This window comes from Cryobacterium sp. Sr8 (assembly GCF_004403225.1).
Classification (GTDB): Bacteria; Actinomycetota; Actinomycetes; order Actinomycetales; family Microbacteriaceae; genus Cryobacterium; species Cryobacterium psychrotolerans.
This window is the reverse complement of the sequence record NZ_SOHO01000009.1, coordinates 56,256-82,261: the sequence shown is the minus strand read 5'-3', so window position 1 is coordinate 82,261 and position 26,006 is coordinate 56,256. Positions and strand designations below refer to the sequence as shown.

Sequence of the window (26,006 nt, the reverse complement as noted above, 5' to 3'; positions counted from 1 at the left end):
GGCTGAGCCTCTACGGCATCCTCAGAGAACTCCAACGAGTCCTCGCCGTCTATCTCGGATACTGTCCCCACTGCCGACAACGAGCCCCAACCTAACTAAGTACTACTAGTCGGCGCCGCCGGACGGGCAATAACCTGCAGCATGACATATTCTCAGAATCGCACGCGTTCCCTGTCGCGCCTCGGCGCCCTCTCCCTTCTGAGCGTCGCCCTGGTCGTCGGCGTCGTTGCAGCCCCGGCCACCGCCGCCCCGTCGCTGTCCGCCCCCACCGGGCCCGTCGCGAGCTCGAATGCGACCCGGGCCGGCCTCGCGCTCTCCGCGCCGCTCGGCTATGTCGCCCTCGGCGACTCGTTCACCTCCGGCCAGGGTGCCCCGCCGTACTCCGACGCGACCTGCCAGCGCAGCCGGTACAAGAGCTACCCGGTGATCAGCTCCCTGCTCAGCCCGTACCGCCTGAGCGCGAACAAGGCCTGCTCCGGGGCGCGCATGACGACGCTGGTCACGATCACGGTCGGCGGCATCGATGCCGGATCCACCGCGATCCTGCAGGCCTGCGCCCCGGACCCGGCGAGTGTGCCCTGCGGCCTGGCCGTGCAGACGAGCGTGGCCACCCTGTCCAGCCCGGCCTTCGTGACCGGCCTCGCGCAGACCTACGGCTACATCGCGGCGACCCTGCCGAATGCCCGCGTCGCCGTGCTGAACTATCCGCTGTTGTTCCAGCCGGGAGTGTCGCCCCTGGGTGACCTGGTCAACCAGGGCACCGCGGGCCTGAACAGCGCGATCAATCTGGCCGTCACCGCCATTCCCGAACCGGCCGGCGTCGACCGGATCCGCTACATCGACGCGACCCAGGAATTCGCCGGCCACGGCATTGGGTCTGCCGTGCCCTACATCGCGTTCAACCCGGCGAACCTGCTGGCGCCGAGCAACTTCCACCCGAACGCGCTGGGCAACACCTTCGGCTACTACCGGGCACTCGTGGGCGACGGCGTCGGGAGCGCTCGTGGCCGCGAGGCTGCGAGCGCTCCCTTGCGCTTCCCGGACCCGGGCACCCGGGCGAATCTATGTGAAGAACATGTAACTTAGCGATATAGTCAGATGGTGCTCTCCACCGAACTTCCCGTTGCTCAGCTGAAGGCCGAGCTCTTCAAGGCCCTGGGCCACCCGTTGCGAGTCCAGGTGCTCGAGCAGCTCGTCGGCGGCGAACGCTCCGTCGGCAGCCTGGCCGATGCGCTTGGCTCCGAGCTGTCGAGCCTGTCGCAGCAGCTCGGCGTGCTGCGCCGCGCGGGTGTCGTGACGACCCGGCGAGAGGGCAACACCATCTTTTACGCGCTGCGCGACCGGGGCATGATCGACCTGCTCGAGGTTGCCAAGCGGATGCTCGTCGCCAACCTGCAGGACTCGCACGCCCTGCTGCGCACGATGGAAAAGGACGCACGATGAAGACGAAGGCGCTGCACGGACTGGCCTTCGCGCGGGGGCTCCTGCCGCAGCGCGCCGACTTCACCCTGATGCGCCGCTCGCCCGGGCGCGACCTGCTCGCCGGGCTCACCGTCGCCATCGTCGCCCTGCCCCTCGCCCTGGCCTTCGGGGTCGCTTCCGGGCTGGGGGCGACGGCGGGCCTCACGACGGCGGTCATCGCCGGCATCCTCGCCGCGGTGTTCGGCGGCAGCAACATCCAGGTCTCCGGTCCGACCGGGGCGATGACGGTCGTGCTCGTGCCCGTGGTGCACCAGTTCGGGGTGTCCGGCGTGCTCGAGGTGACGCTCATGGCCGGCGTCATCCTGCTCGTCCTGGCCCTCAGCGGCATCGGCCGATACGTGCGCTACCTGCCCGCCTCTCTGGTGGAGGGCTTCACCGCCGGCATCGCTGTGGTCATCGCGCTGCAGCAGGTGCCCAACATGCTGGGCGTGGAACCGGGAGACGAGGAGAAGGTCTGGGCCCTCGCCTGGGACGCGGTCGTACGCTTCCTGCAGGCGCCGGACCCGGTCGCCCCGCTCATCACCCTCGGCGTGGCCGGGGTCATCCTGGCCGGCGCCCGGTGGCGCCCGTCGCTTCCGCTTTCGCTGCTCGCCGTGGTGATCGTGACGGTGATCGCTGCCTACGGCCGGTCCGACCTCCCGGTCATCGGCGCGCTGCCGAGCGCACTGACCGCACCGGCCGCCGACTTCTTCGACCCGGCCATGCTCGCCGTTCTGCTGCCCTCGGCGCTGGCGATCGCAGCCCTGGCGGCCCTGGAGAGCCTGCTGAGCGCAACCGTAGCCGACGGGATGAGCGTGGGGGAGCGGCACAACCCCGACCGCGAGCTGTTCGGGCAGGGGATCGCCAACCTCGTCGTGCCGTTCTTCGGCGGAGTGCCGGCCACGGCCGCCATCGCCCGAACGGCCGTCAACGTGCGCAGCGGCGCCCGGTCTCGGCTCGCCGCGATCTCGCACTCGGTCGTGCTGCTCGTGGTCGTGCTGGTCGCGGGGTCGCTCGTGGGCTACGTGCCGCTGGCCGCCCTGGCCGGTGTGCTGCTGGCCACGACCATCCAGATGGTGCAGCTCGGCGCGATCCGCGCCATCATGAGGGCCACCCGCGGTGACGCCGTCGTGCTCGTGGTCACATTCGGTGTCACCGTCGCCATCGACCTGGTCACCGCGGTCGTGGTGGGGCTCGCGGCGGCGGCGCTGCTCGCCCTGCGGGAGGTTGCCCGCAGCGCCCGGGTCGAGCGGGTGCCGCTGGACACCGCGGACCACAGCGCAGAGGAACGCGAACTTCTCGCCGAGCACATCGTCGCCTACCGGTTCGACGGACCGCTGTTCTTCGGCGCGGCGCACCGCTTCCTGCTCGAGCTCACAGAGGTGAGCGCCGTGTCTGTGGTGATCCTCCGGATGAGCCGGGTCACCACCCTCGACGCGACCGGAGGCCTGATGCTCGATGACGTGATCACGCGCCTGGAGGCCAAGGGTATCGTGGTGCTCGTCTCCGGCGTCACCGACGAGCACCGGGCGGTGCTCAGGCGACTCGGCGTCGCGCCGCACCTGCGTGAGCTGGGGCGGGTCTTCGCCGGCACCCCCGACGCGATTCGCTACGCCCGCACGCTCATTCCGCCGGCCCGGAAGCCACGCACCGCCGGCTGAGGGGTGCGCGGCTCAGGCGCCGTTGTCCTCGAGAATCGGTGTGATCCGGTACGGGATCAGTTCGCCCATGGCGAGCGACGTCTCGGTGCGCTCGACGCCGTCGCAGGCGAGAATCGTGCCGTCGATGCGGAACAGGTCGTCGGCGTCCCGGCAGACCACCCGCACGAGGAGGTCGGCCGGCCCGCTCATGCCGTGGGCCTGCACGATCTCCGGGATCAGGGCGAGGTCGACCACGATCTGGGACAGCCTTTTCTGTTGCACATGCACGGTGATGAACGCCGTCAGCTGGAAGCCGAGGACCACCGGATTGATGCGACGGTCGAAGCTCAGGAACGCGTTGGAGTCCTCGAGCCTGGCCATCCTCGCCTGCACGGTATTGCGGGAAAGGCCCAGCTTCTGCGCGAGAGCCACGAAGGTGCTGTTCGGGTCGTCGCAGAGAGCGGCAAGAAGCTGCGTGTCGGTTTTGTCCAGGCTGTGCATAGTGCAAGACGTTAGCACGCGGCTCGCGCGCTGGATAGGGCAGTATGCACAATGGATTCGAATGGAGTTGTGCTTTGTGCCGCATGACTCTAGGCTCAGGTCAACTTTAGCAAGGACGCTAGGAGCGGTACTTTGGTTGATTTCCCCGCAGATTTCGTGCAATTACTCACTCCCGACGGTGTCCGGTCGGCCATGGTCGACTACGACCCGTGGGTCGCCGACGTCACCGGCGAACAACTGGCGGCGATGTACGAAGACATGATCGTCGTTCGCCGCATCGACACCGAAGCCACCGCGCTCCAGCGCCAGGGCGAGCTCGGCCTGTGGCCGCCGCTCCTCGGCCAGGAAGCCGCGCAGATCGGCTCGGCCCGCTCACTCCGCAGCGACGACTTCGTCTTCTCGAGCTACCGCGAGAACGCGGTCGCGTACTGCCGCGGCGTCGACTACACCGACATCCTCCGGGTGTGGCGCGGCTCCGCGCAGTCAGGCTGGAACCCGTTCGAGATCGGCATGGCGACGCCGGCGATCATCATCGGCGCGCAGACGCTCCACGCCACCGGCTGGGCGATGGGCGCCAAGTTCGACGGCTCCGACTCCGCCGCGATCACCTACTTCGGCGACGGCGCCACGAGCGAGGGCGACGTCAACGAGGCCATGGTCTTCGCCGCCAGCTTCCAGGTTCCGGTGATCTTCTTCTGCCAGAACAACCAGTGGGCCATCTCCGAGCCGGTCGCCCTGCAGGCCCACCGCAACATCGCCGACCGCGCTCCCGGGTTCGGCATCCCCAGCATCCGGGTCGACGGCAACGACGTGCTCGCGGTGATGGCAGCGACCCGCATCGCCCTCGACCGGGCACGCAACGGCGGGGGACCGACCTTCATCGAGGCCGTCACCTACCGGATGGGCCCGCACACCACCGCGGATGACCCCACCAAGTACCGCGAGACCGCCGAGCTCGAGGCGTGGAAGGCGAAGGACCCGATCCTGCGCCTGCAGCGCCTGCTCGACTCGATGGGCCTCTTCACGCCCGAGCTGGAGGCGAAGACGCAGGCGAAGGCGGATGCCGTCGCCGCGGAACTCCGCGCCGGCTGCATCGGGATGCCCGACCCCGCGCCGCTCACGGTCTTCGACCACGTCTACTCGACGCCGAACGCCACGCTGGACGGCCAGCGCGCCGAATACGCCGACTACCTCGCGAGCTTCGACGCCGCGGACGGGAGCAGCTCATGAGCATGACAACGCTGAAGACTCAGGACTTAATGACCACGAGCGCCGTGAAGACGACGACCGCCCTGGCAACGCCGACGACCCTGACGCTGGCAAAATCCATCACCGCGGCGCTCCGCCAGTCGATGCTGGACGACCCCAAGGTGGTGCTGCTCGGTGAGGACATCGGCGCTCTCGGCGGCGTTTTCCGGGTCACCGACGGGCTGCTCGCCGAGTTCGGCGCGAATCGCGTGATCGACACCCCGCTGGCCGAATCCGCCATCATCGGCACCGCCGTCGGCCTCGCCTACCGCGGCTACCGTCCGGTCTGCGAAATCCAGTTCGACGGCTTCATCTACCCGGGCTTCGACCAGATCGTCAGCCAGGTCGCCAAGCTGCACTACCGCACCCAGGGAGCGGTGAAGATGCCGATCACGATCCGGGTGCCGTTCGGCGGGGGCATCGGCGCCGCCGAGCACCACTCCGAGTCGCCCGAGGCCTACTTCACCCACACCTCCGGGCTCCGCGTGATCTCCGTGTCCAACCCCCAGGATTCCTACAGCATGCTCCGCCAGGCCATCTCACTGGACGACCCGGTGCTCTACTTCGAGCCCAAGCGCCGGTACCACGTCAAGGGTGAGGTTTCCCCGGTGCTCGGCGAATCGATGGAGAAGGCGGTCATTGTCGCGCCGGGCACGGATGTCACGCTCGTGACCTACGGCCCGCTGGTGCCCACCGCCCGGGAGGCCGCCCTCGCAGCCGCCGACGAAGGCGTCTCGGTCGAGGTCATCGACCTCCGCTCGCTCGCGCCGGTCGACTACGCGACGGTGGAGGCATCCGTTCGCAAGACCGGCCGGCTCGTCGTCACCCACGAGGCGGTCCGCTCCGGCGGCATCGGCGGCGAGATCATCGCCAGCATCACCGAACGCTGCTTCAACTATCTCGAGGCCGCCCCGGTGCGCGTCACCGGCTGGGACATTCCGTACCCGCCCGCGAAGCTCGAGAGCCACCACCTGCCAGACCTCGACCGCATGCTCGCCGGCGTCGACCGCGTGATGGGACGCTGAACGTGATCAAGGTTTTCAAGCTGCCCGACCTCGGTGAAGGACTCACAGAGTCGGAGATCGTGGCCTGGCACATCGCCCCTGGCGACACGGTCACCCTCAACCAGCACATCGCCGACGTGGAGACGGCCAAGGCCGTGGTCGAGCTCCCGTCTCCGTTCGCGGGCACCGTTTCCACGCTGCACCAGCCGACCGGTGTCGTCGTGCAGGTCGGCGAGGCGATCGTGTCGTTCGACGTTGAAGGCGCCGAGCCGGCCGCTGCCGCGCCGACTGCCGGGACGGATGTCGCTGCCGGTGTCGCCGCCCCGGCCGAGCCGGCGCAGGAGCGTGAGGCCGTGCTCGTCGGCTACGGCGCGTCGGTCGAACGCGGCGGACGCCCACAGCGGCGCGCGCGCCGCGGTGCCGCGCCGGCGCCCGCGGCCGCCATCGTCGTACCCGCGGCCGCCTCCGTTCGGGCCTCCGTTCCCGGCTCCGTTCCCGCCTCCGTTCCTGCAGGCGTCGTCGCCGTCGGCGCCGAACGCCCCCGCTCCACCCCGCCGGTGCGAGCCCTCGCCCGCGACCTGGGCATCGACCTCGCCCGTCTGACCGGCACCGGCCCCGACGGCCTGATCACCAGGGACGACGTGCGGGCGGGGGCCCTGACCGGCCCGGGCGCCGACGCGACCGTTCCGACGATCGGCGCCGCGGCATCCGTTCCCGGCGCCCGGGAGAGCCGCACGCCGATCAAGAGCGTGCGCAAGCACACCGCTGCCGCCATGGTGCGGAGCGCGTTCACGGCGCCCCACGTCACGGAGTTCCTCACGGTCGACGTCACCCCGACGATGGAGCTGCTCGACTCGCTCAAACGCAACCGGGCCTTCGCCGACCAGCGGATCAACATCCTCACCGTCGTCGCGAAGGCGCTCTGCATCGCGGCATCACGGCACCCCTCGGTGAACACCCGCTGGGACGACGAGGCCGGCGAGATCGTGCAGTACCACTACGTGAACCTCGGCATCGCCGCGGCAACACCGCGCGGGCTGCTCGTGCCGAACATCACGGACGCCGACGCGCTCGGCCTGACCGGCCTCTCCGCCGCTCTCGCCGCGCTCACCGACGCGGCCAGGGCGGGAACGACCAGCCCGGCTGCGCTCAGCGGCGGCACGATCACGATCACCAACATCGGCGTCTTCGGGATCGACGCCGGCACGCCGATCCTGAACCCGGGGGAGGCGGCCATCCTCGCGATGGGCGCGATCCGCCGCACGCCGTGGGAATACAAGGGCGAGATCGCGCTGCGCCAGGTCATGACGCTGAGCCTGTCCTTCGACCACCGCCTCGTCGACGGGGAGCAGGGGTCGAGGTTCCTCGCCGACATCGGGGCCATCCTGGCCGAGCCCGGCATGGTCCTCACGATGGTGTAACCCGCTCCACCCGTCCGCGCATCGCGGGTGGTGCTTCTGCGGCGCACGCCGCGTTCATAACTCCTCCAGATCGGCGGCCGTCGCCGTAACTGCCCCGGAATTTCGGGGTGTCGCGGCGCGGCGCGGACATTCCGGAGGAATTATGCGCGAAACCCGGATGCTGCCACCAGCGCCGGGAGCGACGCGATCGAGTCGATTTCGTGCACGGCCCGGATCGTGGCCCGCTCGACGGCCTGATCCGGGTACTTGCCCGTGCGCACCTGCACGGTCGTCGCCCCGGCCGCGTTGCCCATCGCGATGTCGGTGGTCGCATCGTCGCCCGCTATCCACACCTCGTGCGGTTCGGCGCCGGCGGACTCCGCGGCGAGCCGCAGGAAATCCTGGGACGGCTTGCCGAGCAGCACGGCGGGCGACCCGCTGGAGTACTCGAGGGCGGCCACGATCGCGCCGGTGTCGATGTGGTCGCCGTTGGCCCGCTTGAAGTAGCGGCCGCGCTGCAGGGCGATGAGCTGCGCGCCGGCCCGGAGCGCGCGGAACGCCGCATCGAGCAGGGGGTAGCTGAGCGTGTCGCGCGCGTCGCCCGCGATCACATGGGTGATCGGGTCGGAGTCCCGCCCGACGTACGGAGCGAAGGACTCAAGCAGCACGCTGGAGACGACCGGCAGCACGTTCACCGGCCCCGCGGCGGCGAGGTAGCGGCGGGCAGCGGTGACCGGGGTGAAGAGCTCGCCGGGGCGCACGTCGATCCCGCGGGCGTGCAGGTCGGAGACGATCAGCTCCTCGGGCCTGGAATCGGTGTTGGTGAGGAAACGGATGACGCAGCCCAGCTCCCTGAGCTCCCGGATCGCCTCGCCCGCCCCGGCGACGGTCACGCCCGAGGAATAGATCGTGCCGTCGAGGTCGCACAGGATGGTTGCTCCGGAAGTGGCCACGCCCCAGTGTTCCACCGCCCGTCCCTTTTCGGCTAGAGCCGGGCGCGGCCGGATGCCCTTGACCGGTCTCCGGAGGCGGGGGAGAGTATGGGCATGAGCCACACCCGCACCCACGGCATCCTCGCTCCCGCCGACACCGAAGTCGCCATCGCCGGCAGCGCGTTCGTCCACCTCGACGGCAGCCTGCACGGCAGCTACAAGACCGCGGATTTCGCATCCGCGCTTCGCCTGGTCGACCGGGTCGGCGAGGATGCCGAGGCGATGAACCACCACCCGGAGGTCAGGCTCGGCTACGGGACGGTCACCTTCCGCCTGCATTCGCATGACGCCGGCGGGGTCACCGCGCGGGACGTGAAGCTGGCCCGCCGGATCCAGGAACTCGCCGACGAACTCGGCGCGAGAAACGCGCACGCGGCCCCGGCCCGCTACGACATCGCCATCGATTGCACCGACGCCGACGTCATCCGCCCGTTCTGGATGGTCGGCCTCGGCTACAAGGAAGTCGTCGCCGAGGGGGAGCTCGAGCTGGTCGACCCGCACGGGAACGGGCCGCGGGTCTGGTTCCAGCACATGGAGATCGCCCGCACCGACCGCAACCGCATCCACATCGACGTGTACGTGCCCACCGCGGATGCCGAATCCAGGGTGCAGGAAATCGTCGACGTGGGTGGGATCCTCCTCACCGACGAGCACGCCCCGGACTGGTGGGTGCTGGCCGACGAGGAGGGCAACGAGCTCTGCGTCTGCACGGCGGCGAACTGAGCGGCGGCGTATGGTGCCGGTCTGGATCTGCGAGGCCTGCGGGCTGGAGCATCCGGAGACGGCCGAACCGCCGCCGGTGTGCGTGATCTGCACCGACGAACGGCAATTCGTGCCGCCCGCCGGCCAGAGCTGGACCACCTCGGAGCGGCTCGAACGGGCGGGCACCACTGCGAGCGTCGCCCCGGTCGAGGCCGGGCTTCACCGGATCACGGTGGCGCCTCGGGTCGGGATCGGCCAGCAGGCATTCCTCGTCACCACGCCCGCCGGGAACCTGCTCTGGGAACCGCCGGGATTGATCTCCGCGGCCGCCGTCGACGCCGTGCGGGACCTCGGTGGAGTGGCGGCGGTGGCCGGGAGCCATCCGCACCTGATGGGGGCGGCCATCAGCTGGAGCCACGCCTTCGGCGACGCCCCGGTCTACGTCGCTTCGGACGACGCGGCCTGGAGCCGCCGGCCCGACCCGGTGATCCGGCTCTGGGGCGGCCGCGAGAGCCCGCGGCCGGGCGTCACCCTCGTGCAGTGCGGCGGGCACTTCCCGGGCAGTTGCGTGCTGCTGTGGCGGGACGGCGCCGAGGGTCGCGGTGTGCTCCTGACCGGCGACACGATCTTCATCGGCCCGGACAATCTGACCGTCAGCGCGATGCGCTCCTACCCGAACCTGATCCCGCCGCCCGAGCAGGCGGTGCGGATCATCCGGGACCGGCTGGACACGCTGGCCTACGACCGCATGTACGGCCCCTTCGGCCAGGTCGTGGCCTCGGGCGCCCGCCCCATCGTCGCCGGCTCCCTCACCCGCCTGATCGCCTGGCTCCGAGCCGACATCCCCGATTTCGCCCCCACTACCTACCCCGCCCCCGCCCCCTCCGCCGAACTGTGAGTTTGGCACCTTCCCGGCGGCAACGAAGGTGCCACACTCACAGTTCGGCGGAGGGGTTGGTCGGCGGATGGGTCGGCGGGTGGGTATCAGGCGGGGGTCAGGGCGGTGAGGGCCATCTGCTCGAGGAGGGCGCGCACGGTTGCCGGACTGGCGCCGGCGGCGGCGCTGTGCGGGGTCGAGTTGATCAGGCCGAACGTCGCATGGGCACGGATGCGAAGCAGCGCCGTGTCCACGCCCGGATGCACGCGGCCGAGCACCTGCACCCACAGCTCCACGTAGGCCCGCTGCAGGGCGCGCACCCGGTGCCGGTCCGCCTCGGCGAGGCTGTCGAGGTCGCGGTCCTGCACCCGGATGACGTCGGGGTTGGACAGGGCGAAGTCCACGTGGAAGCGCACCAGCGCGGCCAGCGCGGCCGCGGCATCCGGATGCGCGCCGGCGACGGCGCGGCCCCCGGCGACGAGGTCCTCGCTGGCGCCGACCAGCAGCGCGGCGAGCACCGCCTGCTTGCCGCTGAAATGGCGGTAGACGGCCGGCCCGCTGACCCCGGCGGCCGTGCCGAGGTCTTCGATCGAGGCGCCGTTGAAGCCCGAGCGGGCGAAAAGCGACGCGGCGGCCGCCAGCAGCGCCGCGCGCCGGTCGGCCTTGGCCAGGCTGCGGGGCGTTGGCGCGGCGGCCGGCGCGGGCCGGGGGGCCGGCGCGGGCCGGGGGGCCGGCGCGGCGGCTCTCGTGTCGACCATTGAGCTTCCCGTCTGGACATCTCGGCGACGACCGGCTAGCCTGAATTTCGGTTAGTGATCATTAACTGTACTTGATGCACGCAGCAACGGGAAGACGTCAATGGAGACACTCGAGAGTCGGATCGACTCCAGCAGCCCGACCTTCACGGAGAACGACGCCGCCCAACGCGCCCTCGTCGCAGACCTGCAGCAGCGCCTCGCGCTCGCGGCCCTCGGCGGCCCGGAGAAATCCCGGCAGCGCCACATCGGTCGCGGCAAACTCCTCCCGCGCGAACGCATCGACGCGCTGCTCGACGAAGGCAGTCCCTTCCTCGAAATCGCCCCGCTCGCGGCCAACGGCATGTACCACGACGCCTGCCCGGGCGCCGGCATCATCGCCGGCATCGGGCTCGTCCACGGCCGCCAGGTTCTCGTCATCTCCAACGACGCCACCGTCAAGGGCGGCACCTACTACCCGATGACGGTCAAGAAGCACCTCCGCGCGCAGGAGATCGCCTTCGAGAACCGCCTCCCGTGCGTCTACCTGGTCGACTCGGGCGGAGCGTTCCTGCCGATGCAGGACGACGTCTTCCCCGACAAGGAGCACTTCGGCCGGATCTTCTACAACCAGGCCCGGATGTCCGCGGCGAAGATCCCGCAGATCGCCTCGGTCATGGGGTCCTGCACCGCCGGCGGCGCCTACGTGCCGGCGATGAGCGACGAGACCGTGATCGTGCGGGGCCAGGGCACGATCTTCCTCGGCGGCCCGCCGCTGGTGAAGGCCGCGATCGGTGAGATCGTCACCGCAGAGGAGCTCGGCGGCGGCGACCTGCACGCCCGCACCTCCGGCGTCACCGACCACCTCGCCGAGAACGACCAGCACGCCCTGCAGATCGTGCGCGACATCGTGTCCACCCTGCCCCGGCCTGCCCAGCCGGCCTGGGACATCCTCCCGACGGTCGAACCCGTCGCCGACGAAACCGAACTCTACGGCGCCGTCCCCACCGACGTGCAGGGCCAGTACGACGTGCACGAGGTCATCTCGCGCATCGTCGACGGCAGCGAGTTCCACGAGTTCAAGAAGGAATACGGCACGACGCTGATCACCGGCTTCGCCCGCCTGCACGGGCACCCGATCGGCATCATCGCCAACAACGGCGTGCTGTTCGCCGAGTCGGCGATGAAGGGCGCGCACTTCATCGAGCTGTGCGACCAGCGCGGCATCCCGCTGGTCTTCCTGCAGAACCTGGCCGGATTCATGGTCGGCAAGGACTACGAGGCCGGCGGAATCGCCAAGCACGGCGCCAAGATGGTCACCGCCGTGGCGACCGCCCGCGTGCCCAAGCTCACCGTCGTCATCGGCGGATCCTTCGGCGCCGGCAACTACTCGATGTGCGGGCGCGCCTACTCGCCGCGCTTCCTCTGGATGTGGCCGGCCAGCCGCATCTCCGTGATGGGCGGCGCGCAGGCCTCCTCCGTGCTCGCCACCGTGAAACGGGAGCAGTACGAGGGCCGGGGCGAGGAATGGTCGGCCGAGGACGAGGCCGCCTTCAAAGCCCCGATCAAGGAACAGTACGAGCACCAGGGCAGCCCCTACTACTCGACCGCCCGCCTCTGGGACGACGGCGTGATCGACCCGCTGGACACCAGGACCGTGCTCGGCCTGGCCCTCGACGTCTGCGCCGCCACCCCGCTACCCGAGACCGCCTTCGGCCTCTTCCGGATGTGAGAGAGACCATGACCATGTTCCACACCGTCCTCGTCGCCAACCGCGGCGAAATCGCCTGCCGCATCATCCGCACGCTGCGGGAGCTCGGCATCCGCTCGGTCGCCGTCTACAGCGACGCCGACCGCGGTGCCCTGCACGTCTCGCTCGCGGATGTCGCGGTGCGGATCGGCCCCGCGAAGCCCCAGCTGAGCTACCTCAGCATCGAGGCCATCCTGGGTGCCGCCGCCCGCACCGGCGCCCAGGCGATCCACCCCGGCTACGGCTTCCTCTCCGAAAACCAGGCCTTCGCCCGGGCCTGCTCCGACGCCGGCGTCGTCTTCATCGGGCCCAGCGTGCACGCGCTGAACATGATGGGCGACAAGATCCGCTCGAAGAACCACGTGGCGGAGTCCGGTGTGCCGGTCGTCCCCGGGGTGTCCCTGCCCGGCCAGAGCGACGAGCAGCTCATCGCCGCCTCTGAGGGCGTCGGCTACCCGATGCTGATCAAGCCGTCCGCCGGCGGCGGCGGCAAGGGCATGCACCTCGTCGAGCGAGCGGGCGACCTCGCCGGCGCGCTCGTGACCGCCCGCCGCGTCGCATCCAGCGCGTTCGGCGACGACACCCTGCTGATCGAACGGTTCGTCAGCGCACCCCGGCACATCGAGGTGCAGGTGCTCGCGGACAACCACGGCAACGTCATCCACCTCGGCGAACGCGAGTGCTCCCTGCAGCGCCGCCACCAGAAGGTCATCGAAGAGGCCCCGTCGCCCCTGCTCGACGCGGACACCCGCGCCCGGATCGGCGAGGCCGCCTGCGCCGCCGCCCGCAGCGTCGGCTACACCGGCGCCGGGACCGTCGAGTTCCTGGTCTCGGATGCCGCGCCCGACGAGTTCTTCTTCATGGAGATGAACACCCGGCTCCAGGTGGAACACCCGGTCACCGAGATGGTCACCGGGCTCGACCTCGTCGAGTGGCAGGTGCGCGTGGCGGCGGGGGAGACCCTGCCGCTGGCCCAGCAGGACGTCGTGCTCACCGGGCACGCGGTCGAGGCCCGCGTCTACGCCGAGAACCCCGAGCGCGGCTTCCTGCCGACCACCGGCACGGTGCTGCGGCTCGAGGAGGCGTGCGGCGAAGGCATCCGCGTCGACAGCGCCCTCGCCCCGGGGCTGGCGATCTCCTCCGACTACGACCCGATGCTCGCCAAGGTCATCGCCTGGGCGCCCACCCGCGCCGAGGCGCTGTCCCGCCTCGACCGCGCCCTCGCCGACACGGTCGTGCTCGGCGTGCGCACCAACATCGAATACCTCCGGCTCCTGGTGCAGGATGAGGACGTCCGCGCCGGGCACCTCGACACCGGCCTGATCGAGCGCAAGCTCCCGGGCCTCGGCTTCCGCGCGGCCGACGACCACGTCTACGCCGCAGCGGCGCTGTTCCTGCACGCGCAGGCCTGGTCGGGGGAGAACCCGGTCTGGTCCCGCCCGAGCGGCTGGCGGATGGGCCCGCACCGCCAGGCCCGGTACAACCTGGCCGTGAGCGCGACCGAGTCGGTCGACGTGCGGGTCGAGGGTGGCCCGGATGCGGCATCCGTCGCCGTCGGCGCCGGCGAGCCCGCGCCGGCGAGCCTGGCCGAGGTGGCCGGCCGCCCCGGCGCCTTCAGCATCGAGCTCGACGGGGTGAGCCGCGTGCTCGACCTGGTCCGGGACGGCCGGCGGCTGTGGATCGGCAGCGACGGGTTCTCGGTCGACCTGCGCCGCCGCTCCCGCGCCGAGCAGCTGGCCGAGCAACTCGCCGGCCGCGACCGCGTCGAGGGCGCGGCCAGCCCCGACGTGCGCTCGCCCATGCCCGGGACCGTCATCGCCGTGCACGCCGCCTCGGGCGACCTGGTCGAGATCGGCCAGACCATCCTCACGGTCGAGGCCATGAAGATGGAACACAAGCTCACCGCGGCAACGGCCGGCGTCGTCAGCGTCACCTTCAAGCCAGGCGACCTGGTCAAGCTCGACCAGATTGTCGCCACCATCGCAGCGATCGCCACGATGGCCGAGCCCGACGACGCACCGATGGTGTGACGGAGAAGCCGACCTGGCCCTATCGTGAGTGCATGCAGAACGGGAGATCGAAATGATTGACAAAGTTGTGGCGAGTGCGGCGGAGGCCGTCGCCGACATTCCGGATGGGGCATCCCTCGCCGTCGGCGGCTTCGGGCTGTGCGGCATCCCCGAGAACCTGATCGAGGCCCTGCACGCGCAGGGCACGACCGACCTCGAGACGATCAGCAACAACTGCGGCGTCGACGGCTGGGGACTCGGGCGGCTGCTCGAAGACCACCGCATCCGCCGCACGATCAGCTCCTACGTGGGCGAGAACAAGGAATTCGCACGCCAGTTCCTCTCCGGCGAGCTCGAGGTCGAGCTGACCCCCCAGGGCACGCTCGCCGAGAAGCTGCGCGCCGGCGGCGCCGGAATCCCCGCCTTCTTCACCCCGGCCGGCGTCGGCACCCAGGTCAGCGAAGGCGGGCTGCCGCAGCGCTACAACACGGACGGCACGGTCGCGAAGGCGTCCGAGCCCAAGGAGGTGCGCAGCTTCGACGGCGCCGACTACGTGATGGAGCACTCGGTCACCCCCGACTTCGCCCTCGTGCACGCAGCGAAGGGCGACCGCTACGGCAACCTCGTCTTCCACGCGGCCGCCGCGAACTTCAACCCGCTCGCCGCCATGGCCGGGCGGATCACGATCGCCCAGGTCGAGGAGCTCGTCGAGCCCGGCGAGCTGGACCCCGAGCACATCCACACGCCGGGCATCTTCGTGCAGCGTGTCGTCGTCGTCGGAGCGATCGAAAAGCGGATCGAGAAGCGCACCATCACCGGCGCCCCCATCACCCCAGCCACCAAGGAGTTCGGCGCATGAGCCTCACCCGCGAGGAGCTCGCGGCGCGCGTCGCCCTGGAGCTCGAAAACGGCCAGTACGTCAACCTCGGCATCGGCATGCCCACGCTGATTCCGAACTACATTCCGGATGACATCGAGGTCGTCCTGCACGCCGAGAACGGCATCCTCGGTGTCGGGCCGTACCCCACCGACGACAACGTCGACCCGGACCTGATCAACGCGGGCAAGGAAACCGTCACGGTCAACCAGGGCGCGGCGTTCTTCGATTCCGCGGCATCCTTCGGCATGGTCCGCGGCGGACACGTCGACGTGGCGGTGCTCGGGGCGATGGAGGTCGCCGCAAACGGCGACCTGGCCAACTGGATGGTGCCCGGCAAAATGGTCAAGGGCATGGGTGGGGCGATGGACCTCGTCTTCGGGGCCAAGCGCCTGATCGTCATGATGGAGCACACCGACCGCGCCGGGAACCCGAAGATCCTCGAACGCTGCTCGCTGCCGCTGACCGGCCGGGGTTGCGTCGACCGCATCATCACCGACCTCGCCGTGATCGACATCACCCCCGCCGGCCTCGTGCTGCGCGAACTCGCGCCCGGCGTCACGGTGGAGCAGGTCGTCGCGGCGACCGGCGCCGAGCTGCTGGTCGAGGAACACGAGGTCAGCGTATGACCGGCGACCGTACCGTGATCGAGCAGCGCGGGCTGTACTTCGAGGAGTTCGACCTGGCCGCGCGCTACCTGCACCGCCCCGGCCGCACGGTCACCGAGGCCGACAACGTGCTGTTCACGACCATGACGATGAACACGCAGTCGCTGCACCTGGACGCGGCCTGGTCGGCCACCCAGCCGTTCGGCCAGCGGCTGATGAACTCGATGTTCACGCTGTCCACCCTGGTCGGCAGTTCCGTCGCGCAGCTCACCCAGGGCACGATCGTGGCGAACCTGGGCTTCGCCGAGGTGAAGTTCCCGCATCCGCTTTATCATGGCGACACCATGTACTCCGAGACGATCGTGACCGACAAACGGCTCTCCGGCTCCCGGCCGGGCCAGGGCATTCTGACGCTCGAACACACGGCCCGCAACCAGCACGGCGACGTCGTGGCGACCGCGATCCGCACCGTCATGGTGTGGTGCAAGGACTCGGCGCCGTGAGCTTCGACCTGGGCCCGGCCCTCCTCTTCTGCCCGGCCGACCGGCCGGAGCGCTACGCGAAGGCGGCCGCACGGGCCGACGCGGTCATCATCGATCTCGAGGATGCCGTCAGCCCCGACGCCCGCGCCGAGGCGCGGATGTCACTGATCGCGAACCCGCTGGATCCCGCGCGCACCGTCGTGCGGGTCAACGCGGTCGGCACCGAGGACTTCGAACTCGACCTGGCTGCGCTGGAAGAGACGCTGTACCGCACGGTCATGCTGCCCAAGGCGGTCAGCGCCGCACAGTTGGAGGCGCTGCCCGCGTACGACGTGATCGCCCTCTGCGAAACGGCCGCGGGCATCCTCGCCGCGCCTGAGATCGCCGCGGTGCCCAATGTGGTCGCGTTGATGTGGGGGGCCGAAGACCTCATTGCCTCGCTCGGCGGAAGCTCGAGCCGCTTCGCCGACGGCAGCTACCGCGCCGTCGCCCGCCACGCCAGGTCTTCCGTGCTCCTGGCCGCCGGCGCGCACGACAAGGCCGCCATCGACAGCGTGTTCCTGGCCATCGCCGACGTCACCGGCCTCGCCGCCGAGGCCGAAGACGCCGTGGCCAGCGGGTTCCGGGCAACGGCCTGCATCCACCCCGGCCAGGTCGCCGTCATCCGGGACGCCTACCGGCCGACGGCCGCGGAGATCGCCTACGCCTGGGCGATCCTCGAGGCCTCGGCCACGGAAGGCGGCGTCTTCCAGTACCAGGGACGGATGATCGACGGCCCGCTGCTGCGCCACGCCGAGGCGGTCCTCCGCGGAGCCGAAGCCCCCGGCGCCTAACCCCCACCCCACCTCCCGCGAAACCGCAGTTGTGCGCGTTATTCCGGCGTCTTGGCGCGCACAACTGCGGTTTCGCGGGAGATGGCCCGCACGATTTGCTCGGATTCGGGTTCCACCGTCGACGCGAAGCGGTCGACGACCTGACCGGCGGAGTTGACCAGGAACTTCTCGAAGTTCCACTTGATCAGTCCCGGCAGCGGGCCGCTCTTGAAGGTCGTCAGTTCCGCGTAGAGCGGATGCTGGTGCTTGCCCCGCACATCCACCTTCTCGGTCAGCGGGAAGCTCACGCCGAAGTTCAGTTCGCAGAACGACGCGATATCGGCCTCGTCGCCCGGCTCCTGGCCCATGAACTGGTTGCAGGGCAGGCCGAGCACCACGAAGCCCTCGTCCTTGTACCTGCGGTACAGCGCCTCCAGGCCCGCGTACTGAGGGGTGAAGCCGCACTTCGAGGCGACGTTGACGACGAGCACCGTCTTGCCCCTGAACCGGTCGAACGTCGTCTCCGTGCCGTCGATGAGGGTGAGCGGGATCTCGTAAAGCGTCGATGCTGTCATCCGCCGAGGATAGCCCGGCGCGCTTCGAGGAAGCTGAAGCGGCTCGCGGGCAGGGGCGCCGCGTGAGCGCACCGCTTGGATAACGGTTCCCGCAAGCCCCTCGGAAAGACCGGGAACGGGGATTATTCTCGGGGCACAGCAGCAGGCAACGGGAAGGGAGAGCCATGCCTCGGTTCCCAGCGCCCCGGTCAGCGACCCATGCCTCGCACAGGTCGCTCAGTCCCAGGCCCCCACAGGGGTCACGCCCGCGGCAGCCCCTCTCCGCCGGCCCCCCGCCCATTTCGGCGCCGGTCCCGGTGCAGTCGGCGCCCGTGTCCGGAGCGGTCCCGGCGCCCCAGGGCGCCGCGGCCAGGCATCCGATCGCGGACACGGACCTGCTGGTGCACCCGCTCGCCCTCGGCTGCAGCGTCTTCGGCTGGACAATCGACGGGAGTGCCGCCATGCGCGTCCTCGACCGGCACCGCGACCTGGGCGGCAACTTCCTCGACACGGCCGACAGTTACGCGGCAGGACGCAGCGAGGTGATCATCGGCTCGTGGCTGCGCAGCCGCGGGGCTCGGGGCGACACGGTGATCGCGACCAAGATCGGCCGGAACCGGGACCACCCCGGCCTGAGCGCCGAGAGCATCACCGGCGCCGTGCAGGCTTCCCTGGAACGGCTGGGCACCGACTACATCGACCTGCTCTACTTCCACCTGGACGATCCGGAGGTTCCCCTCGAGGAGAGCCTCGGCGCCATCGACGTCCTCATCCGCCGCGGCCAGGTGCGCTACCTGGCCGCCTCGAACTTCACCGCCGAACGGCTGATGGAGGCGAGGGTGCTTTCCGCCAACGGCCTGCCCCGGTTCGTGGCCCTGGAAACGCACTACAACCTTGTGCACCGCGAGCCCTTCGAATCGTCCCTCGCCCTGGTGACCCATGCGCAGGGGATGACGGTGCTGCCGTACTTCGCGCTGGCTCATGGCTTCCTGGCCGGCCGGTATCGCACCAGGGCCGAGGCCGCCGGAACGGCCAGGGCCGAACGCGCCGCCGGTTACCTGAACCGCCACGCGCTGCGGACGCTCGCCGTGGTCGACCGGATCGCGGATGAACACGGCGTGGAACCGGCGACGATTGCCCTCGCCTGGCTCCTGGCCCGGGACGGAACCTTCGTGCCCGTCGCCGGCGCCAGCCTGCCGGAGCAAGTGGACGCGCTCGTGGCGGCCGCGGGCATCCGGCTCGGCCGAGGCGAGATGGTCGAACTCGACCGGGCGTCGGCCGCCCCCGGCCCGGCTACGGGATCTCGGCGATAACGCGCTGGATCGCGCGCTGCAGCGCGGCATGCGCGGCGATGGGGTCGCCCAGGTTGGCGCCGGCGTAGGCCCCGTCACGGGCGAGGAAGAAGTCGTCGGCGGCGTCGCCGGGGTGGGAGTGCCCCATGCCGCGGAACAGGCCCTCGATCGTCGTGCCGTACCACTCGCGGTGAGCGGCAACGGCCTCGCGCACCGGATGCCGCGGGTCGGCGAACTGGGCCGCCGCGTTGATGAACGGGCAGCCGTGAAACCCGGGGCGCATGACCTCGTCGGCGATCTCGTCCACGATGCCGCGCAGCCGCTGCTCGGGGCTGTCGTAGCGCAGGGCGACGTCCGCCACGAAGTCGCGGGCCCGCGTGTCCCGCCCCTGGAGGTAGGCCACGATCAGGCTGTCCTTCGAGCGGAAGTACTTGTAGAACGTGGCCTTGGTGACCTTCGCCTCACTGATGATGCGATCGACCCCGACCGTGTGCACACCCTCGCTGTAGAACAGGCCGTCTGCGGTGGCGAGGATACGCACCTTCGCGTGCGTGGTCGGCCTCGCCGGTGTTGGTGCCGCCTCGGCCATGCGTGCTGCTCCTCCGCGTCGCGCGTGTCGCGCCGCGATTCAGGGCACGCCCGGCGTGCGCCGGTGGCTAAACGCTAGCACAAAACGGCTAGACAGACCAGTCTGTCGTGGCCGACCGGTGGGACGCCCGGCCGGGCGGTGTCGTAAGGTTGTCAGTGACATGAACGGTGCTGTTGAGTTCCCCCTGGACCTGGCCGAACTCTCTTTCCGGGCCGCCGGTGAGTCGCTGGTGCGCCGAAGCGTGCTACCCAGCGGCGTGCGCATCCTGAGTGAACACGTTCCGGGCAGCCGCAGCCTGACGATCGGCTACTGGGTCGCGGTCGGTTCACGCGACGAGCAGCCAGGTCACTTCGGTTCGACGCACTTCCTGGAGCACCTGCTTTTCAAGGGCACGCAGAAACGCACCGCACTCGACATCGCGGTCGCCTTCGACTCGGTCGGCGGCGAACACAACGCCATGACGGCCAAAGAATACACCTGCTACTACGCCAAGGTGCAGGACCGCGACCTGTCGATGGCCGTCGAGGTGCTCACCGACATGATCACCTCCTCCCTGCTCGACCCGGTGGAGTTCGAGAACGAGCGCGGCGTCATCCTCGAAGAGCTGGCGATGGCCGACGACGACCCGGCGGATGTCGCGAACGAGCGATTCTTCGAGGCCGTCATGGGCACCCACCCGCTCGGTCGCCCGATCGGCGGCACCCGCGAAACGATCCAGGCCGCCACCCGCGCCGCCGTCTGGGAGCACTACCGCGCCAACTACCGCCCGCAGGACCTCGTCGTCACGGTCGCCGGCGCGGTCGACCACGACGTGCTCGTGGCCGCCGTCACCCGCGCCCTGCTCCTCGCCGGCTGGGACCTGGGCGAATATGCGGCCCCGGTCGCCCGCCGCACCGGTCGGGCCGCGCTGATCAGCCAGGGCGACCCGGTCACGATCGTGCGGCGCCCGTTGGAGCAGGCGAACCTCCTCGTGGGTGTCCCGGGCCTGCTCGCGGCCGACGACCGCCGCGTCACGATGAGCGTGCTCAACTCGATCTTCGGCGGCGGCATGTCCTCCCGCCTGTTCCAGGAGGTGCGCGAGAAGCGCGGCCTGGCCTACTCCGTCTACTCGTTCGCGCCCGGATACTCGGATGCCGGGCTGTTCGGCATGTACGCCGGCTGCACCCCGGCGAAGGCGGGGCAGGTGGTCGAGCTGATGCTCGGCGAGCTGAACCGGCTCGCCGAAGGCGGCGTCACCGCCGACGAGATGAAGCGGGCCTCCGGGCAGCTGTCCGGGGCATCCGCCCTCGCCCTCGAGGACTCGGACACCCGCATGTCCCGGCTCGGTCGCTCGGAAATCACCCTGGGGGAGTTCGTGGATCTCGACGAGGCGCTCCGCCGCCTGGCGCTCGTGACGGCCGAGGACGTGCAGGAGCTCGCCGCCGAGCTGGTCGCCGGTCCCATCTCGGTCGCCGCCGTCGGCGCCCTCGATGACGACGCGTTCACAGCGGCCCTCACCGCAGCCAGGCACTAGCCGCAGCGCGCTCCGCCCGCAGCCGCGCTTCGCGCTTTCCGCAGCAAGACAACGAAAGAGACACCGTGCCCCACTACCTCTACCTGGTCCGCCACGGCGAACAGCAGGACGCCGAGCACGGCCTCCCGGACGGCCCGCTGTCGCCGCGCGGCAAGCGCCAGGCCCACCTGATCGCCGAACGACTCGGGGGAGTCCCGTTCACCGGCGCCTGGCACTCGCCGCTGCAGCGCGCGGCGGAGACGGCGGACATCATCGCCGAAAGGCTTCCCGCCCTCACCTCCGAGCCGTCCGCGCTGCTGATGGACTGCATCCCCACCGGAAAGACGCCGGAGATGCCCTCGGCCTTCGACCCGTTCTTCGGCGCGGTCTCCGAGGCCCAGATCGAGGCCGGCCGGGCCCAGATGGAAGACGCAGCGGCCGAATTCCTCCGCTCCAGGCGCGGTGAACGCCACGACCTCCTGATCACCCACAACTTCGTCATCGCCTGGTTCGTCCGCGAGGTGCTCGGGGCTCCCGACTGGCGCTGGATCAGCATCAACCAGGCCAACTGCGGGCTCACCGTGCTGCAGCAGAAGCCCGGCCGGCCCTGGACGCTGGTGACCCACAACGACCTCGGGCACCTGCCGGTCGAGCTCCGAACCGGGCTGCCGGACCAGCTTCTCTTTTAGGCCTCGGCCCGCTCCTGGCTGACCAGCGCCTTGCGGTACCAGTTCGTGGCGTTGGGGTTGTCGTTGTACGGCGCGATGTCCTCGTAACCCGCTTTCCGGTACAGGGCCCCGGCCGCCTCGAGGCTGGCGTTCGTGTCGAGCACGACCTCGCCGGCACCGAACGCGCTCGCCCGGCTCTCCAGCTCGCCCAGCAGCACACGCCCCCAGCCGAGGCCGCGCACGTGCGGCTGCAGCCACAGGTGCTTGATCTCGTACCGCACGGCGCCGGCCGGGGAGTCGGCGATGCGCCGCACCCCGCCGCAGCCGACGTAGCGGCCGGAATGTCCCTCCTCCACCAGCAAGAACACGCCCCGCGGCGGCAGGAAATCCTGCGCGACGGGCAGGGTGGTGCGGTAGCTGCCCTGAGCCGACGGGAACGACGACGCGCGGTCGCTGAAGTATTGGGTGAGGAGGGTGAGCGCCGGCGCATCCGTCACCGACACTTCTCTGAATTCAGGCATGACCCTAGGCTACGTCGGGCCCGCAAGGTCGCGCTTGGTAGATTGGGAACATGACAACACGGGTGGCCGTTATCGGCGCAACGGGCAAGATGGGCCGCCTGGTTTCCTCGCTCATTGAAGACACCGACGGCTACGAACTCGTCGCCCGGCTGAACTCGAAGAGTGCGCTCTCCGAGATGCTCGGGGCGGATGTCGCCGTCGACCTGACAGCGCCGGGCGTCAGCCAGCGCGTAGTCGAGTTCGCCGTCGACCACGGCATCCGGGTGCTCGTCGGCACGTCCGGCTGGTCGCAGGAGCGGATCGACTCGCTCGCCTTCCGCCTCGCAGGCCTGGACGACACGGGCGTCGTCATCATCCCCAACTTCTCCATCGGCTCCGTGCTCGGGTCGGCATTCGCAGCGCAGGCCGCCCGCTTCTTCGACTCGATCGAGATCGTGGAGGCGCACCAGGCCGGCAAGGTCGACTCGCCGTCGGGCACGGCGGTGCGCACGGCCGAGCTGATCGGGCGGGCGCGGGCCGGCCTCGGACCCGTCTCGGCCCCACACACCGACCAGCGCGCCCGCGGCCAGCAGGTCTCCAGCGTGCCCGTGCACAGCCTGCGGCTGGACGGCCTCCTCGCCCGCCAGGACGTGTTCCTCGGTGGACCGGGCGAGACGCTGACCATCAGCCACAACACGCTCTCGGCCGAGGCCTACGAGCGCGGCATCCTGCTGGCCCTCGCGGCCACCCGCACGGCCCGCGGGGTGACCGTCGGCCTGGACCGGATTGTCGACCTCGGCCTCGGCGAGGCCGGCGCCGATTCGCCGCGCTCCGCCGGCTCCGCCGCCACGTCCGGGGCAGCGGAATGAGGGGTCGCCTGGCCGCCGCGCTGATGGCCCTGCTGCTCCTGGTCTACCTGGTCCTCGTGGGCTGGCAGGCCGTGAAGTTCATGCTGACCGGCGAGCCGATCGGCATCGTGATCGGCGGGGCGCTGATCATCCTGCCCATCGTCGGGGTATGGGCGCTCGCCCGCGAGCTGCAGTTCGGGCTGGGCTCGGAGCGGCTGCTGCGGCGCCTGGACGCCGAGGGCGAACTGCCCGTCGACGAGCTTCCGGCCCGGCCCAGCGGGCGGCCCTACCGGGACGCGGCCGACGCCGATTTCCCCCGCTTCCGCGAAGCGGTGGAGGCCGACCCGGAAAACTGGCGCGCCTGGTTCCGGCTCGGGCTCGCCTACGACGCCTCGGGGGACCGGCGTCGCGCGCGTGGCGCCATCCGCACCGCCATCGCCCTCGAACGCCGCCCGTAACCCGCCTTCCCCGCCTCCGCGAAACCGCAGTTGTGCGCGCTAAAACGCGTTCATAACGCGCACGACTGCGGTTTCGCGGGGGGAAGACGGGGGAAGTCGGGGGGAAGTCAGGCGCGGAGCATGTGGTCGACGGCCTCGGCGGCGGTGCGGTGGGTGAAGACGAAGCCGTCGGCCTGCAGTTTCGCGGAGCTCACCTGCTGGTCGGCCAGGAGCAGCTGCCGGGCGGCATCCTGCAGCGCGAGGGTGAGCACGAACTCCGGAACGGGGATGAAAAAGGGGCGGTGCAGGGCCCTCGCCACCGCCCTGATCACGTCGTTCGCCGTCGCCGGGGTGGGCCCGACCAGGTTGACCGGGCCGCTCAGAGTCGAGGTGAGCAGGTGCACGATGGCCGCGGCCTCGTCATGCAGGCTGATCCACGACCAGTGCTGGGTGCCGCGGCCGAGCGGTCCGCCCAGCCCGAGCCGGACGATCGGCAGCAGCGGCTTGAGGGCGCCGCCGCGCTCGAGCACGAGCCCGGTGCGGAAGGTCACGACCCGGGTCTGCTCGGGCGCGCGCAGGGCTTCGCGTTCCCAGGCGGAGACGACGCCGGCGAGGAAATCCTGTGCCGGCGGGGATTCCTCGGTGAGCGTTTCGCCCGGCCGGTTGCCGTAGATGCCGATCGCCGAGGCGTTCAGCAGCACCGCGGGCGGCGTTGCGCTCTGCCGCATCGCATCGGTGAGGGCACGCGTCGCCCGCACGCGGGAACGCAGGATCTCCCGTCGGTACGCCGGGGTCCACGGAAGGCGGGCCAGGGAGGCGCCGGACAGGTTGACGACCGCGTCGACGCCGTCGAGCACGCCGGCCGCGAGGCCCGCCCCCGCCGGGTCCCAGCGGATTTCGCCGCTCGTGCGCGGTTCGCTCCGCACCAGGCGGAGCACTGTGTGGCCGGCCTCCTCGAGTTGGCGGGAGAGCTCGGTGCCGATCAGGCCGGATGCCCCGGCGATCAGGACTCGCATGGCGCCGCAGCCCCGGCTCAGGCCAGTTCCGCCTCGATCGTGATCGGGATGCCGGTCAGTGCCTTGGAAATCGGGCAGTTCTGCTTGGCGTCCTCGGCGAAGGCCTCGAAGGCTTCCTCGGTCATGCCCGGGATCCGGGCGCTCACGAGCAGGTGGCTGCCGACGACTCCGGTTCCAGGCTGGAAGGTGACCGCCGCGGTGGTCTGGATGCTCTCCGGCGTGTGGCCGGCGGCAGCGAGCGCGTTCGCCAGCGCCATCGAGAAGCAGGCGGAGTGGGCCGCGCCGAGCAGTTCCTCCGGGTTGGTCGTGTTGGGCGTGCCCTCTGCGCGCGCCGCCCAGGTGACGGGAAATTCCGCGGCGTGCGACGAGTCGAGAGTGGTGGTGCCGCGACCCGACATCAGGTCGCCGGTCCACACTGTTGTTGCTTCGCTGGTCAGAGCCATGGTGATACCTCCTGGAAGTGGAACCCCAGCCTAACCGCCGCGCGACCTCGGAACCTGATTGCCGCCCAGCGGGCCGCTCTATGCTGCGCCGCCGACCCTCCCGGAGCGGCCCAGCACGCCGGCGCGCACGAGCAGCAGGTAGAGCTGGCAGCCGAGGCAGTAGTCGAACGCGGCGTTGAGGAAGGCCGCGACGAAGGCGGCAGCCGCGGCGGCCGCGAGGCCGCCGGAAAGGCCGACCAGGCCCAGGATGACGCCGATCAGGCTGACGACCAGGCCCACGCCCTGCGCGAAGGTCGGCGGAGCCGGGTCTTCCAGCTCGGCCGGCGCGGCCAGCCTCGGCCGCACGTACCGTTTGAACAGCAGCCCGAACGGATGCCGCCCGGCACCGGCGAATGCGCCCCAGGCGAACAGCGCCGCCAGCACGGTGAGCAGCAGAAGCGCTGCAACGGATGCCCCGGTCAGGGCCAGGAAGACCACGGCCAGGAGCAGCGCGGCGGTGATCCCGGCGACGAACCGTGGGCCGCGCGGGTCGATCCGGGGCCTAGCGGGCGAGGCTGACATTGTTGCTCCCGGTGAGGTCGTCGAGGTGTCGGGCGATGCCGGAGCGGTGCGGAACCCCGCCGATTCGGGCCCGAACCCGGCCGGCGCCGTCGAGGATGAGCGTGGTCGGCGTCTGCATGACCCGGTACCGGTTGGCGAGGTCCGCGCGGTGGGTGAGGTCGACATCGAGGTGAGCGACGCCGGGGCGGGAGCCCGCGACTCCGGCCAGCAGTCGGCTCGTGCCGGGGCAGCGCGCGCACAGCTCGGTGGAGAACTGGAGCAGGGTGGCGTTCCGGCCGAACGGGACGTCGCTGGCAACATCCGTCGGCGTGATGACCACCCCGGAGACCGTCGCGATTCGCCCCTGCCGGGCACGCCAGACCAGGCCCAGCGCGGTCGCGGCCGCGACGAGCGCCAGGATGACGGTGAGCGCGGTGAGAGGATTCATGCTCGCAACGTTACGCGGGCAAACTCCGGATCCCGGTCTGTGACAACAGGTTACGCGGGACCGGGCGGCGAGCCACGGCTCG

General features: G+C 70.5%; 29 protein-coding genes. 19 read left to right on the top strand and 10 right to left on the bottom strand.

Translation table 11 applies throughout. From position 1 onward, the window contains the following. Positions 1-141: 141 nt before the first annotated feature. Genes E3T54_RS01110 through E3T54_RS01100 form a run of 3 tightly spaced genes read left to right on the top strand, consistent with a single transcriptional unit; the run spans position 142 to position 3,122 of the window. Positions 142-1,086, top strand: a complete 945-nt coding sequence (locus tag E3T54_RS01110) for an SGNH/GDSL hydrolase family protein (RefSeq protein ID WP_134474197.1) — start codon at positions 142-144, stop codon at positions 1,084-1,086. Positions 1,087-1,098: 12 nt separating this feature from the next. Next, positions 1,099-1,443 (top strand): helix-turn-helix transcriptional regulator, encoded by a 345-nt coding sequence (locus E3T54_RS01105; RefSeq protein WP_134474196.1) that lies wholly within the window; start codon positions 1,099-1,101, stop codon positions 1,441-1,443. Beyond that, positions 1,440-3,122: a SulP family inorganic anion transporter gene (locus E3T54_RS01100; protein WP_134474195.1), complete on the top strand. Its 1,683-nt coding sequence runs from the start codon at positions 1,440-1,442 to the stop codon at positions 3,120-3,122. The genes E3T54_RS01105 and E3T54_RS01100 overlap by 4 nt, the downstream gene beginning before the upstream one ends. 12 nt (positions 3,123-3,134) lie before the next feature. On the opposite strand, the gene E3T54_RS01095 is transcribed toward E3T54_RS01100, so the two are convergent. Further along, a complete protein-coding gene (locus E3T54_RS01095) occupies positions 3,135-3,602 on the bottom strand; it encodes an Lrp/AsnC family transcriptional regulator (protein WP_092323895.1) in 468 nt (155 codons plus the stop codon). 132 nt (positions 3,603-3,734) lie between these two features. Between E3T54_RS01095 and pdhA the strand changes: the two genes are divergently transcribed. Genes pdhA through E3T54_RS01080 form a run of 3 tightly spaced genes read left to right on the top strand, consistent with a single transcriptional unit; the run spans position 3,735 to position 7,275 of the window. Then, positions 3,735-4,832: a pyruvate dehydrogenase (acetyl-transferring) E1 component subunit alpha gene (pdhA, locus tag E3T54_RS01090; protein ID WP_255452799.1), complete on the top strand. Its 1,098-nt coding sequence runs from the start codon at positions 3,735-3,737 to the stop codon at positions 4,830-4,832. A gap of 29 nt (positions 4,833-4,861) precedes the next feature. Then, entirely contained in the window at positions 4,862-5,875 is a 1,014-nt protein-coding gene (locus E3T54_RS01085; protein ID WP_134474202.1) for an alpha-ketoacid dehydrogenase subunit beta, read from the top strand. 2 nt (positions 5,876-5,877) lie between these two features. Continuing rightward, entirely contained in the window at positions 5,878-7,275 is a 1,398-nt protein-coding gene (locus tag E3T54_RS01080) for a dihydrolipoamide acetyltransferase family protein (RefSeq protein ID WP_134474194.1), read from the top strand. A 140-nt stretch (positions 7,276-7,415) separates the two neighbouring features. Here the strand turns inward: E3T54_RS01080 and E3T54_RS01075 are convergent, their stop codons facing one another. Further along, positions 7,416-8,207, bottom strand: a complete 792-nt coding sequence (locus tag E3T54_RS01075) for an HAD-IIA family hydrolase (protein WP_134474193.1) — start codon at positions 8,205-8,207, stop codon at positions 7,416-7,418. A gap of 93 nt (positions 8,208-8,300) precedes the next feature. Between E3T54_RS01075 and E3T54_RS01070 the strand changes: the two genes are divergently transcribed. Both E3T54_RS01070 and E3T54_RS01065 read left to right on the top strand, forming a co-directional pair. Then, positions 8,301-8,969 carry a 4a-hydroxytetrahydrobiopterin dehydratase gene (locus tag E3T54_RS01070; RefSeq protein WP_166804784.1) on the top strand — a complete coding sequence of 223 codons (669 nt, stop codon included), beginning with the start codon at positions 8,301-8,303 and terminating at the stop codon, positions 8,967-8,969. 10 nt (positions 8,970-8,979) lie between these two features. Further along, positions 8,980-9,846 (top strand): MBL fold metallo-hydrolase, encoded by an 867-nt coding sequence (locus E3T54_RS01065; RefSeq protein WP_241976989.1) that lies wholly within the window; start codon positions 8,980-8,982, stop codon positions 9,844-9,846. Between the two features lie 86 nt (positions 9,847-9,932). Here the strand turns inward: E3T54_RS01065 and E3T54_RS01060 are convergent, their stop codons facing one another. After that, positions 9,933-10,583: a TetR/AcrR family transcriptional regulator gene (locus E3T54_RS01060; RefSeq protein ID WP_134474191.1), complete on the bottom strand. Its 651-nt coding sequence runs from the start codon at positions 10,581-10,583 to the stop codon at positions 9,933-9,935. A 100-nt stretch (positions 10,584-10,683) separates the two neighbouring features. Here E3T54_RS01060 and E3T54_RS01055 point away from each other — a divergent pair, with 100 nt between their 5' ends. Genes E3T54_RS01055 through E3T54_RS01030 form a run of 6 tightly spaced genes read left to right on the top strand, consistent with a single transcriptional unit; the run spans position 10,684 to position 17,118 of the window. Beyond that, on the top strand, positions 10,684-12,291 hold the full coding sequence (locus E3T54_RS01055; RefSeq protein ID WP_134474190.1) for a carboxyl transferase domain-containing protein: 1,608 nt from the start codon (positions 10,684-10,686) through the stop codon (positions 12,289-12,291). 8 nt (positions 12,292-12,299) lie between these two features. Continuing rightward, positions 12,300-14,339: a biotin carboxylase N-terminal domain-containing protein gene (locus E3T54_RS01050; RefSeq protein WP_134474189.1), complete on the top strand. Its 2,040-nt coding sequence runs from the start codon at positions 12,300-12,302 to the stop codon at positions 14,337-14,339. Between the two features lie 52 nt (positions 14,340-14,391). After that, positions 14,392-15,177: a CoA transferase subunit A gene (locus tag E3T54_RS01045; protein WP_134474188.1), complete on the top strand. Its 786-nt coding sequence runs from the start codon at positions 14,392-14,394 to the stop codon at positions 15,175-15,177. Continuing rightward, positions 15,174-15,824, top strand: coding sequence for a CoA transferase subunit B (locus tag E3T54_RS01040; protein ID WP_134474187.1), 651 nt, complete (start codon positions 15,174-15,176; stop codon positions 15,822-15,824). Before E3T54_RS01045 ends, E3T54_RS01040 begins: the two co-directional genes overlap by 4 nt. Then, positions 15,821-16,306 (top strand): MaoC family dehydratase, encoded by a 486-nt coding sequence (locus tag E3T54_RS01035; RefSeq protein ID WP_092323906.1) that lies wholly within the window; start codon positions 15,821-15,823, stop codon positions 16,304-16,306. Before E3T54_RS01040 ends, E3T54_RS01035 begins: the two co-directional genes overlap by 4 nt. After that, the gene (locus E3T54_RS01030) at positions 16,303-17,118 is read left to right on the top strand and encodes a CoA ester lyase (RefSeq protein ID WP_134474186.1); all 816 of its coding nucleotides are present in this window, start codon (positions 16,303-16,305) and stop codon (positions 17,116-17,118) included. The genes E3T54_RS01035 and E3T54_RS01030 overlap by 4 nt, the downstream gene beginning before the upstream one ends. A gap of 38 nt (positions 17,119-17,156) precedes the next feature. On the opposite strand, the gene E3T54_RS01025 is transcribed toward E3T54_RS01030, so the two are convergent. Next, complete coding sequence (locus tag E3T54_RS01025) at positions 17,157-17,672, bottom strand: glutathione peroxidase (protein ID WP_092323909.1); 516 nt, start codon at positions 17,670-17,672, stop codon at positions 17,157-17,159. 311 nt (positions 17,673-17,983) lie between these two features. Between E3T54_RS01025 and E3T54_RS01020 the strand changes: the two genes are divergently transcribed. Continuing rightward, on the top strand, positions 17,984-18,964 hold the full coding sequence (locus E3T54_RS01020) for an aldo/keto reductase (protein WP_241976988.1): 981 nt from the start codon (positions 17,984-17,986) through the stop codon (positions 18,962-18,964). Here the strand turns inward: E3T54_RS01020 and E3T54_RS01015 are convergent. Next, positions 18,945-19,532 carry a TetR/AcrR family transcriptional regulator gene (locus tag E3T54_RS01015; protein ID WP_092323912.1) on the bottom strand — a complete coding sequence of 196 codons (588 nt, stop codon included), beginning with the start codon at positions 19,530-19,532 and terminating at the stop codon, positions 18,945-18,947. The genes E3T54_RS01020 and E3T54_RS01015 overlap by 20 nt on opposite strands. Before the next feature lie 160 nt (positions 19,533-19,692). On the opposite strand from E3T54_RS01015, the gene E3T54_RS01010 reads away from it, so the two are divergent. After that, the gene (locus E3T54_RS01010; protein WP_134474185.1) at positions 19,693-21,045 is read left to right on the top strand and encodes a pitrilysin family protein; all 1,353 of its coding nucleotides are present in this window, start codon (positions 19,693-19,695) and stop codon (positions 21,043-21,045) included. A gap of 65 nt (positions 21,046-21,110) precedes the next feature. Next, complete coding sequence (locus E3T54_RS01005; protein WP_092323915.1) at positions 21,111-21,713, top strand: histidine phosphatase family protein; 603 nt, start codon at positions 21,111-21,113, stop codon at positions 21,711-21,713. Here the strand turns inward: E3T54_RS01005 and E3T54_RS01000 are convergent. After that, positions 21,710-22,213 (bottom strand): GNAT family N-acetyltransferase, encoded by a 504-nt coding sequence (locus E3T54_RS01000; protein WP_134474184.1) that lies wholly within the window; start codon positions 22,211-22,213, stop codon positions 21,710-21,712. The two genes, E3T54_RS01005 and E3T54_RS01000, sit on opposite strands and share 4 nt — an antisense overlap. Positions 22,214-22,263: 50 nt before the next feature. On the opposite strand from E3T54_RS01000, the gene dapB reads away from it, so the two are divergent. Together dapB and E3T54_RS00990 are read left to right on the top strand one after the other, a co-directional pair. After that, the gene (dapB, locus tag E3T54_RS00995; RefSeq protein WP_134474183.1) at positions 22,264-23,061 is read left to right on the top strand and encodes a 4-hydroxy-tetrahydrodipicolinate reductase; all 798 of its coding nucleotides are present in this window, start codon (positions 22,264-22,266) and stop codon (positions 23,059-23,061) included. Beyond that, positions 23,058-23,498: a tetratricopeptide repeat protein gene (locus E3T54_RS00990; protein WP_134474182.1), complete on the top strand. Its 441-nt coding sequence runs from the start codon at positions 23,058-23,060 to the stop codon at positions 23,496-23,498. The genes dapB and E3T54_RS00990 overlap by 4 nt, the downstream gene beginning before the upstream one ends. Before the next feature lie 107 nt (positions 23,499-23,605). Here E3T54_RS00990 and E3T54_RS00985 read toward each other — a convergent pair whose 3' ends face one another. From E3T54_RS00985 to E3T54_RS00970, 4 genes are all read right to left on the bottom strand, one after another. Next, positions 23,606-24,493 carry a TIGR01777 family oxidoreductase gene (locus tag E3T54_RS00985; RefSeq protein WP_092323921.1) on the bottom strand — a complete coding sequence of 296 codons (888 nt, stop codon included), beginning with the start codon at positions 24,491-24,493 and terminating at the stop codon, positions 23,606-23,608. 17 nt (positions 24,494-24,510) lie between these two features. Continuing rightward, positions 24,511-24,936, bottom strand: coding sequence for an OsmC family peroxiredoxin (locus E3T54_RS00980; RefSeq protein WP_092323923.1), 426 nt, complete (start codon positions 24,934-24,936; stop codon positions 24,511-24,513). A gap of 78 nt (positions 24,937-25,014) precedes the next feature. Continuing rightward, positions 25,015-25,497 (bottom strand): DUF4395 domain-containing protein, encoded by a 483-nt coding sequence (locus tag E3T54_RS00975; RefSeq protein ID WP_134474181.1) that lies wholly within the window; start codon positions 25,495-25,497, stop codon positions 25,015-25,017. Beyond that, positions 25,478-25,924, bottom strand: a complete 447-nt coding sequence (locus E3T54_RS00970) for a thioredoxin family protein (RefSeq protein WP_134474180.1) — start codon at positions 25,922-25,924, stop codon at positions 25,478-25,480. Before E3T54_RS00970 ends, E3T54_RS00975 begins: the two co-directional genes overlap by 20 nt. Between the last annotated feature and the right edge of the window lie 82 nt (positions 25,925-26,006).